20 protein-coding genes are annotated in these 16487 nt (G+C 66.6%); 9 read left to right on the top strand and 11 right to left on the bottom strand.

The genetic code is table 11. The annotated features are described in order from the left end of the window. The first annotated feature begins 55 nt into the window (after positions 1-55). The 3 genes from E1263_RS05040 (at position 56) to E1263_RS05050 (ending at position 1982) form a co-directional block, all read left to right on the top strand. Entirely contained in the window at positions 56-184 is a 129-nt protein-coding gene (locus tag E1263_RS05040; RefSeq protein ID WP_202868725.1) for a YciI family protein, read from the top strand. Between the two features lie 114 nt (positions 185-298). After that, positions 299-880, top strand: a complete 582-nt coding sequence (locus E1263_RS05045) for an adenylate kinase (protein ID WP_238161081.1) — start codon at positions 299-301, stop codon at positions 878-880. Between the two features lie 46 nt (positions 881-926). Beyond that, complete coding sequence (locus tag E1263_RS05050; RefSeq protein ID WP_337590270.1) at positions 927-1982, top strand: lipoate-protein ligase LplAB; 1056 nt, start codon at positions 927-929, stop codon at positions 1980-1982. On the opposite strand, the gene E1263_RS05055 is transcribed toward E1263_RS05050, so the two are convergent. From E1263_RS05055 to E1263_RS05080, 6 genes are all read right to left on the bottom strand, one after another. Then, a complete protein-coding gene (locus tag E1263_RS05055; protein ID WP_132165867.1) occupies positions 1966-2802 on the bottom strand; it encodes a PhzF family phenazine biosynthesis protein in 837 nt (278 codons plus the stop codon). The two genes, E1263_RS05050 and E1263_RS05055, sit on opposite strands and share 17 nt — an antisense overlap. Before the next feature lie 4 nt (positions 2803-2806). Continuing rightward, positions 2807-3424, bottom strand: coding sequence for a dihydrofolate reductase family protein (locus tag E1263_RS05060; protein WP_132165869.1), 618 nt, complete (start codon positions 3422-3424; stop codon positions 2807-2809). A gap of 72 nt (positions 3425-3496) precedes the next feature. After that, positions 3497-3997 (bottom strand): DUF1707 SHOCT-like domain-containing protein, encoded by a 501-nt coding sequence (locus E1263_RS05065; protein ID WP_132165871.1) that lies wholly within the window; start codon positions 3995-3997, stop codon positions 3497-3499. Beyond that, the gene (locus tag E1263_RS05070) at positions 3994-4686 is read right to left on the bottom strand and encodes a PadR family transcriptional regulator (RefSeq protein ID WP_132165873.1); all 693 of its coding nucleotides are present in this window, start codon (positions 4684-4686) and stop codon (positions 3994-3996) included. The genes E1263_RS05065 and E1263_RS05070 overlap by 4 nt, the downstream gene beginning before the upstream one ends. Before the next feature lie 132 nt (positions 4687-4818). After that, positions 4819-5541, bottom strand: a complete 723-nt coding sequence (locus E1263_RS05075) for an LmeA family phospholipid-binding protein (protein WP_132165875.1) — start codon at positions 5539-5541, stop codon at positions 4819-4821. A 60-nt stretch (positions 5542-5601) separates the two neighbouring features. Continuing rightward, complete coding sequence (locus E1263_RS05080; protein WP_132165877.1) at positions 5602-6528, bottom strand: NAD-dependent epimerase/dehydratase family protein; 927 nt, start codon at positions 6526-6528, stop codon at positions 5602-5604. Between the two features lie 80 nt (positions 6529-6608). Between E1263_RS05080 and E1263_RS05085 the strand changes: the two genes are divergently transcribed. Both E1263_RS05085 and E1263_RS05090 read left to right on the top strand, forming a co-directional pair. Next, positions 6609-7637, top strand: coding sequence for a hypothetical protein (locus tag E1263_RS05085; RefSeq protein ID WP_132165879.1), 1029 nt, complete (start codon positions 6609-6611; stop codon positions 7635-7637). A 71-nt stretch (positions 7638-7708) separates the two neighbouring features. Continuing rightward, positions 7709-8800, top strand: coding sequence for a S1 family peptidase (locus E1263_RS05090; protein ID WP_132165881.1), 1092 nt, complete (start codon positions 7709-7711; stop codon positions 8798-8800). Position 8801: 1 nt separating this feature from the next. On the opposite strand, the gene E1263_RS05095 is transcribed toward E1263_RS05090, so the two are convergent. From E1263_RS05095 to smpB, 4 genes are all read right to left on the bottom strand, one after another. After that, complete coding sequence (locus E1263_RS05095) at positions 8802-9074, bottom strand: hypothetical protein (RefSeq protein WP_132165883.1); 273 nt, start codon at positions 9072-9074, stop codon at positions 8802-8804. After that, entirely contained in the window at positions 9071-9517 is a 447-nt protein-coding gene (locus tag E1263_RS05100; RefSeq protein ID WP_132165885.1) for a DUF5994 family protein, read from the bottom strand. Before E1263_RS05100 ends, E1263_RS05095 begins: the two co-directional genes overlap by 4 nt. A gap of 219 nt (positions 9518-9736) precedes the next feature. Continuing rightward, positions 9737-10711 (bottom strand): hypothetical protein, encoded by a 975-nt coding sequence (locus E1263_RS05105; protein ID WP_132165887.1) that lies wholly within the window; start codon positions 10709-10711, stop codon positions 9737-9739. Positions 10712-10815: 104 nt separating this feature from the next. Continuing rightward, positions 10816-11295, bottom strand: coding sequence for an SsrA-binding protein SmpB (gene smpB / locus E1263_RS05110; protein WP_132165889.1), 480 nt, complete (start codon positions 11293-11295; stop codon positions 10816-10818). Positions 11296-11385: 90 nt separating this feature from the next. On the opposite strand from smpB, the gene E1263_RS05115 reads away from it, so the two are divergent. Beyond that, positions 11386-11712, top strand: coding sequence for a hypothetical protein (locus E1263_RS05115; protein WP_202868726.1), 327 nt, complete (start codon positions 11386-11388; stop codon positions 11710-11712). A gap of 70 nt (positions 11713-11782) precedes the next feature. After that, entirely contained in the window at positions 11783-12760 is a 978-nt protein-coding gene (locus tag E1263_RS05120) for a glycoside hydrolase family 113 (protein ID WP_132165891.1), read from the top strand. A 10-nt stretch (positions 12761-12770) separates the two neighbouring features. On the opposite strand, the gene E1263_RS05125 is transcribed toward E1263_RS05120, so the two are convergent. Then, a complete protein-coding gene (locus E1263_RS05125) occupies positions 12771-13787 on the bottom strand; it encodes a PLL family lectin (RefSeq protein WP_132165893.1) in 1017 nt (338 codons plus the stop codon). Between the two features lie 983 nt (positions 13788-14770). Between E1263_RS05125 and E1263_RS05130 the strand changes: the two genes are divergently transcribed. Then, on the top strand, positions 14771-14974 hold the full coding sequence (locus E1263_RS05130; protein WP_132165895.1) for a hypothetical protein: 204 nt from the start codon (positions 14771-14773) through the stop codon (positions 14972-14974). Between the two features lie 11 nt (positions 14975-14985). Continuing rightward, positions 14986-16449: a helix-turn-helix domain-containing protein gene (locus E1263_RS05135; RefSeq protein WP_132165897.1), complete on the top strand. Its 1464-nt coding sequence runs from the start codon at positions 14986-14988 to the stop codon at positions 16447-16449. Positions 16450-16487: the final 38 nt, after the last annotated feature.

Here is a 16487-nt window from a genome sequence, read left to right on the forward strand (position 1 = left end):
CGGCGGGGCAGATGCCCTCTGACCTGCGGAAACGTGCTGTGGCGGCTAACGCAACTTGACTGAGGCGAAGGAGCACCTGGCCGGGTTCTTCGTGATCGACGTCGCCTCCCAGGAGCGCGCCGAAGCCATCGCGGAGCAGTTCGCGGGCCCGGGCGACACGATCGAGCTCCGGTCAACAATGTGAACCAGTGATCTAATTCCCATTCCGGCATCGGGCTCGACGTGACGTACGCCGTACCGCAAACAGGCCTGACTCACTTAAAGTGGTCCAACTTACCGAGAGTCAGGAGGCCACACAGTGACGACTGTTGTCCTGATGGGCCCGCCCGGTGCCGGCAAGGGCACCCACGCCAGCACGCTCGCCGACCAGGTCGCCGTACCGGCGATCTCTACCGGTGACATCTTCCGGGCGCATCTTGCGGCTGGGAGCGAGCTTGGCCGGACCGTGCAGCAGTACGTCGACTCGGGGGCTTATGTCCCGGACGAGGTGACGAACGCGATGATTCGCGAGCGGCTGGCCGAGGAGGACGCCCGATCGGGCTTCCTGCTGGACGGCTATCCGCGGACTCTCGACCAGGCCGCCGTACTGGATGGCTTGCTGGAGGCGCAGGGCCGCGACCTGACGGCGGTGATCGTGCTGCGCGTCGACCAGGAGTCGCTGGTGAGCCGGCTGCTGCGGCGCGCCGAGATCCAGGGGCGCTCCGACGACTCCGAGGACGTCATCCGCACCCGGCTCGAGGTGTACACCGAGCAGACCGTCCCGCTCATCACCCTGTACGGCGGTCGCGGGCTGCTGCACGAGATCGACGGCAACGGCGATATCGACGAGGTCCGCGAGCGGATTCTCGAGATCACGTACACGCTCACACCCGCCGGCTGACCATCACACCAGGCACCGGAACAACCCACCTGATCGGTGGGTTGTGATGGGTATGCATGGTGAGTACAAGGTGCCGGGTGGGAAGTTGGTTGTCGCGGATCTGGATGTGGTGGGGGACCACATTCGGAGTGCGCAGGTGAGTGGAGACTTCTTCCTCGAGCCGGATGATGCGCTGGAGCGGATCAACGGCGCCCTAGCCGGGTTGCCCGTGGTGACGCCGGCGGCTCAGGTGGCTGCTCGGGTCCGGGGCGTGCTGGGTGATGGCGTTGAGATGGTGGGGTTCTCGCCGGAGGCGGTGGCTGTTGCCGTACGGCGTGCGCTGACGGGCGCGACCGGGTGGCATGACCACCAGTGGCAGTTTGTGCACGATGTGCCGCGCGAGCCGGCGTTGCAGATGGCGCTGGATGAGGTGCTGACCGAGCAGGTCGGTTCGGGGGAGCGGCCGCCGACTCTGCGGGTGTGGGAGTGGGACCGGAACGCGGTGATCATCGGGAGCTTCCAGTCGCTGCGGAACGAGGTCGACCTCGACGGCGCCGCGCGGAACGACGTCACCGTCGTACGGCGGATCTCCGGCGGCGGCGCGATGTTCGTCGAGCCGGGGAACACGATCACCTACTCGCTCTACGTGCCCGAGTCGCTGGTTTCCGGACTCTCGTTCGTCGAGTCGTATGCGTTTCTCGACGACTGGGTGATCGGCGCACTCAACGATCTCGGCATCGCGGCGACGTACCAGCCGATCAACGACATCACGTCGCCCGCGGGCAAGATCGCGGGCGCTGCGCAGAAGCGGTTCGCGGGTGGCGCCGTACTGCATCACGTGACGATGGCCTACGACATGGACGCGACGAAAATGCTGCAGGTACTGCGGATCGGGCGCGAGAAGCTGTCGGACAAAGGCACGACGAGTGCCAACAAGCGGGTCGACCCGTTGCGCAGCCAGACCGGTCTCGAACGCCGCGAGGTGATCGACCGGATGGCCGCATCCTTCAGCAATCGTTACGGTCTGGCCGACGGCGCGATCGACGCGGACACGGTCGCCCGCGCCGAAGCCTTGGTAGCAACGAAGTTCGGCACCGACGAATGGCTCAAGCGAGTCCCGTAATCGGTACGGCGGTGCCGCTCACCCGGATCCTCGTGTCGTCCAGCCGCAGCTCAACCTGGATGCGGCTGGGCCTGCCCATGTCATCGCCTTGGTGCAGTTCGAGGGTGACTGGCGGCTCCACCAGCTTGAGCTCGCGCAGATAAGCCCCGAACGCCGCCGCAGCCGCGCCGGTCGCCGGATCCTCGACGATCCCGCCGACGGGGAACGGGTCGCGGACATGGAACGTGTCCGCCGACTCCCGCCATACCAGCTGCAGTGTCGTCAGCTCCCGCTCCTGCATGTAGGCGAGCAGCCGGTCGAAGTCGTACGCCAGCTCAGCAAGGCGTTCCCGCGTTGCCGCGGCCAGCACCAGATGCCGAGCCCCGGCGTAGGCGACATGTGGTGGAAGCGACGGATCGAGCTCATCCGCCTGCCAGCCAAGGATCTCCAGTACGTCGCCCAGGTCGCCGACCGCTTCGACGTACGGCTCGACGCTGGTGAGCGTCGCGCGCAATCCGTCGGCCGTGGACTCGACCACCACTGGCACCAACCCGGCCGCGGTGTCGAACGTCCACTCGCCCGGGCCCAACGCGACCGCGGTCGCAACTGTCGCATGCCCGCAGAACGGGACCTCGGACGTCGGCGCGAAGTACCGGACCGGAATCACTCCGGCGATAGGCCGTGGGCCCGCCACCAGGAACGCGGTCTCGGAATACCCGACCTCCGCCGCGATCGCCTGCATCGCGGCCGGGTCCAAGGTACTGGCATTGAGCACAACCCCCGCCGGATTTCCACCGGCAGGGTCGGCCGAGAACGCGGTGTAGCGCAGCACAGTCGTCATGTACTCATCGTCGCAGCTTGATCAAGGTCGCCTTCGGCACGTCCACCGTCGACTCCACCGTGAACTCCCGCAACGCCTCATCGAAAAACCGCTCCCCAGTGCCGACGATGATCGGCGCGATGAACATGTCGATCTCGTCGATCAGCCCGGCCCGCAGATACTGGCGAACCGTCGACGCACCACCGGCGATGACGACGTCCTTCCCGTCGGCCGCCTCGCGCGCCCGCTCCAGCACCACCTCGATCGGCTCACTGGTGAAATGGAACGTCGTACCGCCTTCCATGACCAGATCCGGCCGCACGTGGTGCGTGTGGACGAACGTGGCGTGCTCGTACGGCGGGTTCGCGCCCCACCAACCCCGCCAGGACTCGTCCTCCCACTCGCCGCGCTGCGGACCGAACATGTTCCGGCCCATGATGGTCGCGCCGACCCCGTCCTTGAACCGGTCGAGCTGCTCGACCGCGGGATTGGTCAGACCGCGCTCGCGCTCTGCCATGGCAAGCTCCATCCACTCGTGGAGCTCACCGGCCCGGTCGCCGAACGGTGCGTCCAGCCGCTGGTCCGCGCCGGACCCGTAGCCGTCGAGGCTGACCGTGAAGTTTGCTACCCGCACCTTGCTCATGACCTGCTCCTTCCGAGGGATGTTCACCCCTCGGTCGGAGCGGTCACGGCTGCGTTGACATCACTGGGGACATCAGGCCGGAAAAGTTCCGCCCGGACGTCGGTGGTGGTGCCGGCGGCGGTTCATGCCGCTGAAGATCGCGACCCAGAACACGCCCCACAACAGCCAGGGCGCGGCCAGTGTGACGGCCGTGACGACCAGGCCGACCATCAGGAACGGCAGGATCAAGAAGATCGGCGGCGGCAGCTGCGGATGCCGCCCGCGGACCACCTGCAGCTCACCCGACACCGGCAGATCTTCGAACAGCGGCTCCAGCTCATCGGCGTACCGGGCTCGTGTCGCCGTCTCGCTGCGTTCCTCGAACTCGTCCTGCGTCAGCCGCCCGGCGACGAAGTGTTCACCGAGCGACTCAACCGCGCGGTCGCGCTCCGAGTCGCCGATCCGCACCGCACGTCGCGAGACCCGGTTGGTGCGCTCGTCCCGATCATCGCGACCCGACCGCACCGATCGCAGCGGCCGGTTGCGCCCAGCCGCGTCGTACCACTCGGGGCCCTGCCACTGGGGCGTGCTCATCGCTCTTCGTCTGCCGGTCGGTCGTCGGCGAGGCGGTCGTCTACAAGGATGGCGTACAGCTTCCGCCGCAGCTCGGCTACAGCCTCCTTGGCCTGGGCCTGCTGCTCCGGTGTGCCGGTCGACATGACCTGCCACATCGCTGTGGCGACCTGGCCGAGCATCGGCTTCAACCCGTTGTCGTCGGCCTCCGGGGGCGCGCTCATCGCCTCCCACGGCGCTGCGACCTCGTCAGCGTGCTCTGCGACGTACGCGCGGCCCTCGTCGGTCAGCGTGAACGTCCGGCGCCCGGTCGCGGCGTCGGCCGTCACCAGGCCCTCGTCCTCGAGCTGCTGCAGGGTCGGGTAGATCGAGCCGGGGCTGGGCTTCCACGCGCCACCGCTGCGCTCGGCGATCTCCTGGATGATCTGGTAGCCGTTCATCGGCTGCTCGGCCAGTACGGCGAGGATGGCGGCCCGCACGTCACCACGTCGCGCCTTCGGACCGCGGGGGACCCACGGCGGGGGGCCGAAATGCTGACCGCCGAACATGCCCCACTGGGGGCCGCCGAACCCTTGGTGCCCACCGCGATGCCCGCGGCGGCCGTTCAGTGCGGTCTGCAGTTCCCGCTTGAGGTTCTCGAAGAAGTCGTCACCACAGTTGCGCTGCGCGCCGGCCCAAGGCCACCCCGCTGCATACGCCGATCCCGTCATTCGATCCACCGTCCTCCGAAGTAGCGATAGTTCGACGATATATCGCGAACGATCGGTACCCAACCCCTCGGAGGAGTGAAAAAAACCCGCCGCACCCCTAGGGGTACGGCGGGTGTCAGTCCAGTTTTGCACTCAGGTGGTGAGCTTCAGGTTCGCCGCCGTCGCGACCAGCACGACGGAGCCGCCCTCGATCACGACCTCCTTGAGACTGGCGTCGTACGGGAGTTTGGGCAGTGAGATGCCCCGTGAGAGCCGAGCCTGCAGCACGGCGCGCACGGCCTCGGGCACGCTGTCGGAGATCTGCTCGATCTTCAGCGCGAGCCGGCCCTTGTTTGCCATCGGGGTCACGGTGGCGTCGATCGAGATGCCCCGCAGCGACAGCTTGGTCTTCAGTTTGCCGTCGACGGCCTGCAGTGTGAGCCCGCTCAGCCCGGTGCCGCGCGCGGCCAGCTTCGCGACCTCAGCCGGCGAGAGCTTCAGCCGGATGTCGGTCGTGTCGACGGTGACCGCCGCGCCCGCATCGCCCGTGATCACGCCGCGCGGGACATGCACGCCGTTCATCTTCACTTCGAGGTCCTCACCGGGCACCTCGGAGAACGTCGGCTTCGTCATCGTCATGGTCACCGACGAGAACTCCTCCCGCGCAACCTGCGGCAAGAACCCGAACCCACCGATCTGGACGGAGGTGTCTTGAGCGGTCAGGTCGTACCGGGCCGCCTGCTGCTCGGCCATCGAGGCCAGCCGGTTCTCCGCGGCCCAGGCAGCAGCCCGGTCGGCCGCAACCAGCAGCACCCCGAGCACCACCACAGTGACCACCAGCCGCCGCACCCAGCGACGTGGTTTTCTCGAACTCATCCCAGCCCTTCCGGCTTCGGTGTCCCCGTCGAACCCGCACAGCCTAGGCTGCCTGTCCAACTACTGACGCGCGGTGGACCCTTTCGGTTCGATCATCTCCCGTACGGCGTCCGCCACGGCCACCGGTTCGATGCCGAAGGCAACAGTTGCCGCAGTGCTGTCGATGATGAACGGACGACGCCACTGGTACTGCGTCTCGACCGATGAGCGAGCGGTCTTGTCGACAAGCCCGGCCAACCGCAGCACGAACTCCGGCATCGAGGAGATCCGGGCCGGCGTCGTACCGGCCAGGTCTGCGGTGAGAGCCGCCAACGTGTGCATGGAGACCGGTTCGGGGCTCGGCACATGCCACGCGCGACCCCACGCGGTTTCGTCGCCGGCGACTGCGATCAACGTCCGCGCGACATCACCGACGTACGTCCAGCTGTGCGGCGCTTCCAGATCAGCCGGGACCGAAGCGGCCTTGCCTGCAACGAGTTTCGGGAGGGCAAGCACGCTGTACGGCGACACTGCGCCCGCGCCGAGGTAGTCGGAACCGCGGACTTCGGCAGTGCGGATCCGGCCGGCTTTGTGGGCTTGTAGTGCTTCGGTCCACACCTGCGCGCGGACCTTGCCCTTCACCGTGTTGGGCTGCAGTGGCAGGCCCTCGTGGATCGGGCCGTCAACCTGTCCGTAGCCGTAGAGGTTTCCGGTGGTCACGAGGAGAGAGCTGCTGAGCTCGGCCGCTCTGATCAGCCCGGCGCCGAGTGGCGGCCAGTCAGTGGCCCACTGGTGGTAGGCCGGTCCGGCGCACGAGAAGATCGTCTTGGCGCCCTCGGCAAGGCGTGCGAGATCGTCGCCGTTGGTTGCGTCGGCCGCTACGCCCTCGATGTCTGCCGGAGCGCCGCCGCGCCTACTGATGAGCTTCACGTGATCGCCGCGCTCCGCCAGCAACCGCGCAACCGCCGTACCGACCGGTCCAGCACCGACAACCACCTGCAACGTCATGGCACCAACCTACTGGCGGCTGTTGTGGGCCGGGTGATCACCATGCGTCAATAGTTTCTCCGCCTGCGGTAAGGATCGTCATGGACAGCTTGGTTCTGCAGACCGTCATCGGGCTGCTCTTCGCCTTCGCCGCGTTCTCGGCACTGGTCTCGGTGCTGACCGAGGCGGTCGCGCGCTACATCGGTCTGCGCGGTGAATACCTACTGCGCGGCATCCGGTCGCTGGTCGACGGCAAGAGCGACTTCGCCCTGAAACTGCCCGACCTGGTCCGGCGGACCTCTCGCGAACCGGAGGTCAAACCTGGTGAGCCGGTCCAGCCGATGGTGACGCAGATCGTCGAGCAGCCGATGGTCTCGCGGTCGGCCGACAAGGGTGCGGCGCCGGCCAATGCGGGTAACGCGCGGTTGAGCGCCAAGGACCGGCGGAGTCTGCCGTCGTACGTGTCGGGTCGTTCGTTCGCGCGGGCGCTGATCGGGGTGCTCGTACCGGATGCTTCCGGGACGATGACGATCGATGAGGTGCGTGCGAAGGTCGATGCGCTCGAGGCGGCGAACCCGCTCAAGCAGCCGCTGCTCAGTCTGCTCGCTGAGGCGGGAGAGGACCTGGCAAAGTTCCGCGCCGGCGTCGAGGAGTGGTACGACGACCACATGGCGAGCGTCTCCGGTTGGTACAAGCGCCATGTCAGCTGGATCTCGCTGGCCCTCGCAGCGATCGTGGTCGTGATCTTCAACGTGAACGCCGTCGAACTGACCCGCTCGCTCTACACCGACGAGGCGCTCCGGGGTGCGGTCGTTGCCCAAGCCACCGTGAACGCGGACTGCCCCGGCACGCCCGCAGAGTGTCTGGACAACATCCGCCAGGACATCCGCGACGCCCGTGCATCCGGCCTCCCTATCGGCTGGGGTGTGAACGCCACCTGCGCACGGCCGGACAGCTCCTGCAACTGGTTCGACCGTCACGGTCTCGGCAGTGTGAGCGGCGTACTACTCACCCTGATCGGCTGGGCCCTGATGGCACTCGCCACCCTGCCCGGAGCACGCTTCTGGTTCGATGCGCTGTCCCGCCTCGGCACACTCCGCTCCAGCGGCCCCAAACCACGCGCATCGTAAGCCTTTGGTCTTACGGCATTGAGGTCTTCTGCCTGATGCGTGCTGCCGGTCGGAATTCCTAGCGTGGCAGCATGAACTGGACAATCAGAAGTGTCGTGCTTGCTGCCGCAGTGGGGTTGCTGGCCACCAGCCCGGCGTATGCGATGACAGGCGGTACGCCGGCCCGTAGCGCGGACGCACCGTGGATGGTGGGGATCGCCAATGTGGGGGATACACCGTTTCTGCAGCGGTACCGGTGTGGCGGCGTACTGATCTCGCCGACGCGGGTGCTGACGGCTGGGCACTGCCTGGACTACTCGGCTCCGGGGGATGTGGAGTTCCACATCGGCGGCAAAGTCCTGCAGGCCAAGGCGTTCTCGACACATCCCGACTACCGGATGATGAGCTCGACTGTCGATCCGAACAACCCGCAGGCGGAAGTTGCGGTCGACGACCTGACCATCGTCGAACTTGCGCATCCGGTGGCCGGCGTCCGCCCGCTACCGCTGGCTCGAACCGCGCTGCGGCCCGGAACCACGCTGACCGTCTACGGGCATGGGATCACCGCGCCGCCGGGGCCAGGAACGTCGTACAGCGAGTTGTTGCTGAAGGCATCGCTAAAGGTGCAACCGGCATCGGTCTGCGCTGCCGAGGACAAGTCCGGCGCTGCGAGCGACCCATCGGTCCTGTGTGCGCAGGCGCCCGGTATGAACGTCTGCCCGGGCGACAGCGGCGGCCCGGTGGTCGCCTCCGAGTACGGGAGACCTGTATTGGCGGGGCTGGTCAGCTCCGGCGGCGAGATCGTCGGCAAGGAGTGTGTGCAGGGGGCGATCAACGAGTTCACCAACATCCCAGCGCTGCGTTCCTTCGCCACGCAGGCACACCCGGTCTGGGCGCCGCGCCTGCAGGGCTTGCTCAAGCTCGCCGGCACTCCGGTGATCGGTCAGACCCTGACCTGCGCGATCCCGGGCTGGAAGAACCCCAAGCCCGTCAGCGCGATCGACTACCACTGGGTGCACCGCAAGACTGGCAGCGATGACTGGTACTACGAGATCGACGGCGCCCGCGCGGCATCCTTCACGCTGACCAAGGCGCAGGCTGGTGAAGACGTGCGCTGCATGGTCACAGCGAAGAACCAGGGCGGCCACACCGAATACCTGACCGACCCAGTGCCCATCCCCTGAGTTAGGGCAGGGCGCGGCGCAGGCGGAGCTCGTCGCGGATCACCGGCGGCACCGGCAGTCCGTAACCCTCGAGGGCTGTCGTGTAGGCGACCAGTGCGGTCGTGAGGCGGTCGCCGTTGCTCCGGAGGCCGCCACCTGGTGGTCGCGTGGCGCGCCCGAGCCGCTCGGCCACCCGCGCCGACACGACAGCGGCGTACAGGTGGGAGAGGTCGTGGTCGGCGTTCGAGCGACGGCAGACGTCGCCATAGTCTGATGCCGCCTGCGCCTCACTCACTGTTTCGACGCCTCGATACCCGACAGCATGAACTGCGCCGGTACGGCGTTGTCTTCCGCGCTGGCCCGCTCCATCGCCAGCTCGGCCACGTCTTCCGGCGTGCCCGGCGGGATCGTCAGCAGGTCGAGCCGCCAGCCGTAGGAGTCGCGCATGGCGATCAGCAGGTTGAGCGGCTGGGTCGTGAAGTACCCGACCGTCACCACGCGCCCGGCCACCGTCAGGCGGGCCGGAAAAGAACTCCAGGACGGACGGTGCAGCACCAGCCGGGTGACCTGGCCGTCGCCGAGCTCGTCGAGTGCCATCACCAGCCCGGGAAGCTCCGCCACCGGGTCGTCCGAGCGCGGCCACCAGGCCCCGTTCAGCGGCAGTTCCTTGTTGGACGCAGACCGCAAGCGGACCCGCGGTGTGGACGGCTGCTGCTCAAAACCGGCTACTCGTGACACTGACTGAAACCCACTCACGACGCGGACATGGACTCGAACAAAACCTTCATGGCGCATCCCTATGGGTGGCCGGCACACCGGCACCTCAAGTGGGATGTCGACGACTCCGGATACCCCTACCTTACGCCCTGTGTTCCACCCCCACCTCCTCCCTCGCGTGCCCACCATCGACCAGAGCGCCGAACCCCGCCTGGGTTCGGCGCTCTGGTCCGAGCGTGATCAGAAGCAGGTGAAGGCGTCCTTGATCACCACGAACGACGATGGGTCGTTGAAGATGCTCGGTGCACCGTGGCGGACGGCGAAGGCCGTGATGCGTGGACGGCCCGGCTTGTCCGCCCAGGCGCCGCTGATCTTGCCGACGCCTTCCTTCACTGCGGAGCGTGGAATCGTGTACTTGAAGACGCCGTAGTTGTACGGATCCATGGTTGCTGCAGCCCAGCCGACGAGGTCCTGTGCGGCCTTGCAGTCGGAGACGAAGTACCGCAAGCCGGTGGACGGGATGTCCTTCAGCTTGCCGCTCTTGCGGACTTCGGCGACCTCGTTCGGCGTACCGATCTGGTAGAGCGTGATCGTCGGGCTGGTGCCGTTGAGGATGTCGGAGCCCGGCGTCCCGAACGGTGCCGGGAGCGAACCTACGTCGGGTGAGTTCATGGCGCCGGGCGAGCCGGTGCTCTCGACGGTATTGAACCGAATCGAGAACCTGCCGCCACTCGGGCAGGCCGGTGCAGTCAGGTTCGCCTCGACCTTGAGGGCGTCGAGGATCCAGTAGTTGAACATCGTCGTACCGGGCGCCGGCTCCAGCGTGGTGCTCAACTGGCTCGACAGATTGACGGGCGCCGCGGCTCCGCAGATCCACTGCCACGTATAGACCAGGGTTGCTTTCGCATCCGATGGTTGGCCTTGCGAGTTGAACTCCGGCCAGGCACCGAAGTACGCCGTCACATGGACCGGCTTGGTCGTGTCCACCCACAGCTTCGCGAGCAGATGAGCGTCCCACAGGTCGTCGTAGGTCACCCCCGTGTATCCACCGCCGAACTGCAACGACTTACCGAGAGCCGTTGGCGCCTTCGGAGGCGCCGCTGCGGCCGAGGCCGGTTGCCGCTCTGCGGCCGTGGCGGGCGCTGTCGCTCCCACCAGCAAGGTGAAGGCAGCAACCACTGCCGTCACGATCAACTTCCGCTTCCCTTGTCGCATACCGCTCGTCCTCCCGAGTGACTGTCGGTAACCTCAGTCAGCCTAGGAGCCGCAACAGTTGCCTCGGAAGAGCGATCGTCTGCAAGAAGATGCAAACTGCCCAGTCAGTCTTTGCGGCCCTTCAGGCGGCGGCTGACGGCGCGTTCGGTTTCGCGGTTTGCCTCGCGCTCGGCGAGGGCGTGGCGTTTGTCCCAGGTCTTCTTGCCGCGGGCCAGCGCGATCTCGACCTTGGCGCGGCCGTCCTTGAAGTAGAGCACCGTCGGGACGATGGTCAGGCCGCCCTCGTTCACCTTGCGGTCGATCTTGTCGATCTGGGCCCGGTGCAGCAGGAGCTTGCGCTTGCGGCGGGAGCCGCCTTCGAACCAGCGGGCCTGCGCGTACTGCGGGATATGCACGCCGTGCAGCCAGATCTCGCCGCCCTCGACCTGCGCGAAGCCGCCGACCAGCGAGGCCCGGCCGGCCCGCAGGCCCTTGACCTCCATGCCCTGCAGCACGATCCCGGCTTCCCACGACTCGCCCAGCTCGTACTCGTGCGCCGCCTTCCGGTTGCGCGCGATCACGGGGTCGGTCTCCGGCTTCTTCACCCGACGATTCTGCCCGCACCGGCGCTTTGGGTCGACTTGTTACGCTAGGTGATTCCCTCCTAGCCAACAATGACTGAAGGGTTCTCCCTCATGGGCATCTTCGACTCGCTCAAAGACAAAGCCACCGAGCTTCTCGCCGGCGCCACCGACAAGGTCACCGAAGCGACAGGTATCGACCTGTCCGGCGCGACCGACAAAATCGCCGAGACCACGGGCGTAGACGTCAGTGGCGTCGCCGACCAGGCCACCCAAGCAGGCGAAGGCCTGACCGAAGCAGCCCAAGGCCACGCCGAAGCCGCTCAGGACCAGGCCAACGCCTTCGGCGACCAGGTCACTGGTGCCACCGGCATCGACCTCCCCACCGAAGGCCTCACCGACCAGGCAACCGAAAAATTCGGCGAAGCCACCGGCCGCTGACCAACAGCCAAGCCCTGTCATCGGCTCCCGCGGTCACCGGGGAGCCGATGTATCACCAGGAGCCGAGCCGATGCTGAACGTCCGCGGAATCTCCTACCTGATCGGCGCGGACAGCGGCGACGTGCGCCGAGATCTCGAGGTCATCGCCCGGGAGCTGCACTGCACCACGGTGATGCTGATCGGTGCGGACGGAGCGCAGTTGATCGGCGCCGCCCGCACTGCTCTCGACCTCGGTCTCGGTGTCTATCTCCGGCCCAACGTGCCCGAAATGCCTCAGCCGCAACTGCTGGCGCATCTGGACCTCGTCGCCGAGGCAGCCGAGGAGCTTCGCCGAACGCACTCGGACCAGGTGACGCTCTTCGTCGGCAGCGAGTTCTCCCATACCGCTCCCGGCATTGTTCCCGGACCTCGATCGTTCCTGCGGCTGAAGCTCATTCTGCGGTTCCGACGCGTTCTGCAGCGAAGGATCGATCGGCGGCTCCACAAGCTGCTCAGCGCCGCCGTGGCTACCGCCAGGCGGCGTTTCCACGGGCCCATCACGTACTCCGCGGCCGGATGGGAGAACGTCGACTGGTCGCCGTTCGACCTCGTCGGCGTCAGTCTGTACCGCGGCCGTCGCAACTACGACACTTACACGGACCGCGTGCGCAGCCTCGTCGGTGACAACGACAAGCCCGTCGTCGTCACCGAATTCGGCTGCGGTGCCTTCACCGGCGCCGAGCGCCGGGGCGCTGGTTCGTTCCAGATCGTCAACTGGTTCGCCGAGCCCCCACGCATCCGAGGCGACCACCCTCGCGACGAGGCCGTACAGGCCAGGTATCTGGGCGAACTCATCGAGCTGTACGACGCGGAGGGTGTGCACGGCTGTTTCGTCTTCACCTACGCCATGCCCGATTTCCCACACCGCGATGCTCCAGAGTTCGACCTCGACAAGGCTGGCTTCGGAGTCATCGCAGTAACCGAAGACGGCACGCGCCGCCCCAAGCAGGCGTTCGCCGAGGTCGCACGGCGGTACGCCGACCTGGCCCAGAGGCGGACCAGCCCTTAGGTCCCTCGGGCTAGAGGGTTCCGGCCAAGGCCAGGTTTCCCGTGCGGCCGGTCAGGCCGGTGCCCGGGATGCTCCTGACTGGGGTCCAGGAGCCGTCGGCGCGGCGGACGTTGTGTCTGAGGATCTGCTTGGAGTCTGCCCAGTCGATGATCGCGACCTGCAGTTCGCCGCCGACGTTGGCTGCGCTGACGGAATAAGGCGAGTAGTTGGCGAACGCGGTCACCTTCCTGAACCGCTGCCAGGATCCGTCCGCTCTACGGATGGCGTGGTAGGCCTCCATGGAACTGCTCAGCGCTACGACGTGGAGCTGCGAGCCGAACCCTGCCAAGGCCACCTCGAGGACGCCGTTCTCGATCTCGCCGGCCACGCTCTCGATGTTGCCCCAGTTGCTCCAGGTCCCGTCCGAGGATCGAATGGCGTGGAAGAGATTGCCATCAGTGACGACCGCGGTGTCGATCGTCGTACCGACCCGGGCGGTGGCGACCTGGCTGATGAGCGTCCCGAAGGTCCGGAGAGTCACCCAACTGGGCTGCCAGTTCCCGTCTGCGTCGCGGACGGTGTGGTAGAGGGTGTTGCCACGCTCGGAACACCCGAAGACGTGCAGCGCTTTTCCGAGGGAAGCTACCGCGACGCCGGGCGCGCCGGTGGGGCCCGATTGCAAGGGGATGGGCCTGAATGCCGTCCAGGAACCGTCGGAACCGCGCCTGGCGCAGTGGCTCACGGTATTGCCGTCGACGGATGCGACCACGTGGAGGTCCTTGGATATGCCGGCGCAGGAGAGGCTGTACAGCGCGGCGTCAGGAGTGCTGGCCTCCTCCCAGCTCGGCTTCCAGGTGCCATCTCCAGCCCTCGTTTGGTGCTTGAGGCCGGGGCTGCTCGGCACGCCCGCAAGAAGATGCGCGTTCCAGTCGGCGGGGGCAGCCGAGACCGTCCGTGAGGCGAGTACGCCGACGCCCGTGCCGACCAGAGTGGCAGCGGGGACGGCGATGAGCGCACGGTTGAATTGCCGGCGGTTGAGCGAGGTCATGTAGTTCCTTGGTACTCGAGTGAGCGTGCGGGCCAATGCAGTCTGCTGACTGGCCCTGCCACACCACTGCCCGTACTCCGCCCGTACCGTTCCAGCCGGATCCGACCTGGTTTGTGTGGGCGGGTGGCGCGGCGCTCGGACTCGGGCTCGGCGACCAGAGGCGTGCCCACCACAGGAATTCTCGTCAGCAAGGCTCGAAATTTGTGCATAGACGTTAGCCAGGTCGACCGCCGTATCGGCGACACGGACGAAAAGGCGGGCCTTCGGCTGTCGAATGCATGCGTGGACGGACCGCATTCTGTAGCCAATATCTTTGATCAAACGCCCGCTCGGCTACCTGCAATTCCGGAAAGAGCGTTCTGAAAGCAGATAACGACCGCGGGCCCCCTGCGCCAACAGGAGGCCCGTGTGGTTCTTTCGAGGATGCCCACACCAGGACACAGACCTCGGAGGTCAGATTCGGGTTAAACCTCGATCCGACAGATCCGATACTGCTGGATCACAATCGCACTAGACAGCGGCCTGGACAGGTCGGACACCTTGGCTCTTGTCTTACCTGCGATTTGGCGGCCCGGCAAGCCGCTGACCAGGCCGTTTGTGTTCGGGCAGTTCAAATCGGGCTGGTGGCTCGAAAGAACCAAGTTGTTCTTGCCTTGATTCTTCCGGAGCTTGGACGGTCACGGAATGACAACACCGCAGCTCGGAGTGGGACACCGCCAACGCGGATCCGCAAGTTCTTAACCGGTTCGCAATCGATAACCCGTCCGGGTGGACCGCTACTGTCTGTCTCGGGTCCAAGACCTTGACGCAGCGCCAACTGCCGATATCGCGATTGGAATTGCCCACACCAGAGGCTTCTCGCGCATCCGCGGGGAATCACCGACCTAGAAGTTAGAGGTTAGACAGGTATGTCCCGAATCGTATTGCCCCCGGCGGATCCGCCGGGACCGGAGAGGTGGCCGCGCAGACGCCGACGCTCTCCGATGCTGACCGTGGCCGTCGTGCCGCCGGCGGAGGTCCTGCAGTTCGGCCGGATGACGAGTGCCGGGGTGTTCGCCCTGACGCTGCTGCTCGTGTTGCTGGGCTACGACCTGGCGGCCATCGCCACATTTGTAGCCGCGATCACCGCGGCTGCGACGACGGCGTACGTCCGGGTGACCTCGATGCTGCTAGGCCGCGTCGCCTAGAACGGACGAGGATGCCCCGCCGAGAGGTCGGGCTGGATGAACGCCCGCAGCACCTTCGTGAGTTCGCGGAGGCGCTGCGGGACGTCCGCCGCCAGTCGGGCCTCACTCTGAAGGTGCTCTCCACGCTCACGCACTACGCGGAGAGCACTTTGTCGCGCGCCACGAACGCCCTCGTCCTTCCTCCGTGGCCGCAGGTGAAGGCGTTCGTGCTCGCGTGCGGTGGCGGCGATATCGATCGGTGGAAGAACCTGTGGGAGGCCACTCGTCGGCAGCACGATCTGTTCGTATCTGAGGGTGTCACTGAGGCACCGACGTCGAAGATCGCTCAAGCCGTACGTAAACAGGAGCTGGAGTATGTGACGAGCGCCGAGCGGCCGGCGACGCTGAGCGCGTTCCTGCAGAAGGCAGAGACCGCGCAGGATCTCGTCCGTGCCATACGTCTGCTCGGCGAGCGGACCGGAACCGTGTCGCTGCGGCAGATGGAGGCTCGTTGTCAGGCGGTGCACGTGCGCATCGCCAAGTCGACCATTCGGGACTGGTTGGCCGGCGAACGCCGACCAACCAAGCTCGATCAGCTCGTCGCCGCCCTTGGTGCGACGACGACTGAGCAGCGGCATTTCGCCCAATGTCTGGAACGGGTGTGGGCGCAGAACCCGCCGGTGCTTCAGCTGAGCCTCCGGCCACGGTGGGATCAGATCGGTACCAAGCGAGGCGGTCACTGCATTACGCTGCGCCTCGTCTCGGATCGAGCGCTGATGGGAGGTCTTGCCGCCGTCTTGGCTAAGGCCGAAGGGCAATCCGCTGCGGCACAGGAGATCCTCGGTGTGAGCATCGGCCCGGAGCACGCCATGATCGACGGTCTGGTACTGCTGCCTGAGGTTCGACGCAAAGGTGAGTTCGAGATCGGGCTCTGGGTCAGTGCGCCGCTGAAGGTCGCCTCCCAGACTGTGGAGCTGTCGCTGCAGCTGAAGACCACCGATCAGCGAGGATGGCCGAGCAAGCTCAAACTCCACCTGCCCTCGTACACGCCCCCGCTGGTCGCGGAGGCCGCAGCTGTGAAGGTGCCGGAGGTTCCTCCAGCCAGGGTCCGGCGGGTGGTAGAGGTCTCTTCCGTCAAGGCGCCTGCGCGCCGGCAGGCCGGCGTCCGGCGGGGCGTCATTCCCGCGGTCAACGTCGACAAAGCCGGACCTCCGATCCTTGCCGGGGTCGGGATTCCGCTCCGGGCCCCAACCAGTTGGGCACTGCTCGAGCCTCGTCCGGCAGCAGCGCCGACCGTCGCGCGGACGTCACCGCCGAGTCGCCGCGATGGCATCGCCGTAGTACCGCTGAGTCCGGAGGTGGCATCGACGGCGAGACGTTCGCGGCCGGCTATGCAGGCTGAGCTGGGAAGCATTTATCAGCCCAAGCACCGCAGGGCGGTACCTCGCCGGGGGCTGGTGCGACGGCTCTTTCGCTGGTCAGGCGATGAGGACTGAGTAGCTTCCGCAAGCGATGAGCTGCACGCGACCACGCG

This window comes from Kribbella antibiotica, from assembly GCF_004349055.1.
Lineage (GTDB): Bacteria > Actinomycetota > Actinomycetes > Propionibacteriales > Kribbellaceae > Kribbella > Kribbella antibiotica.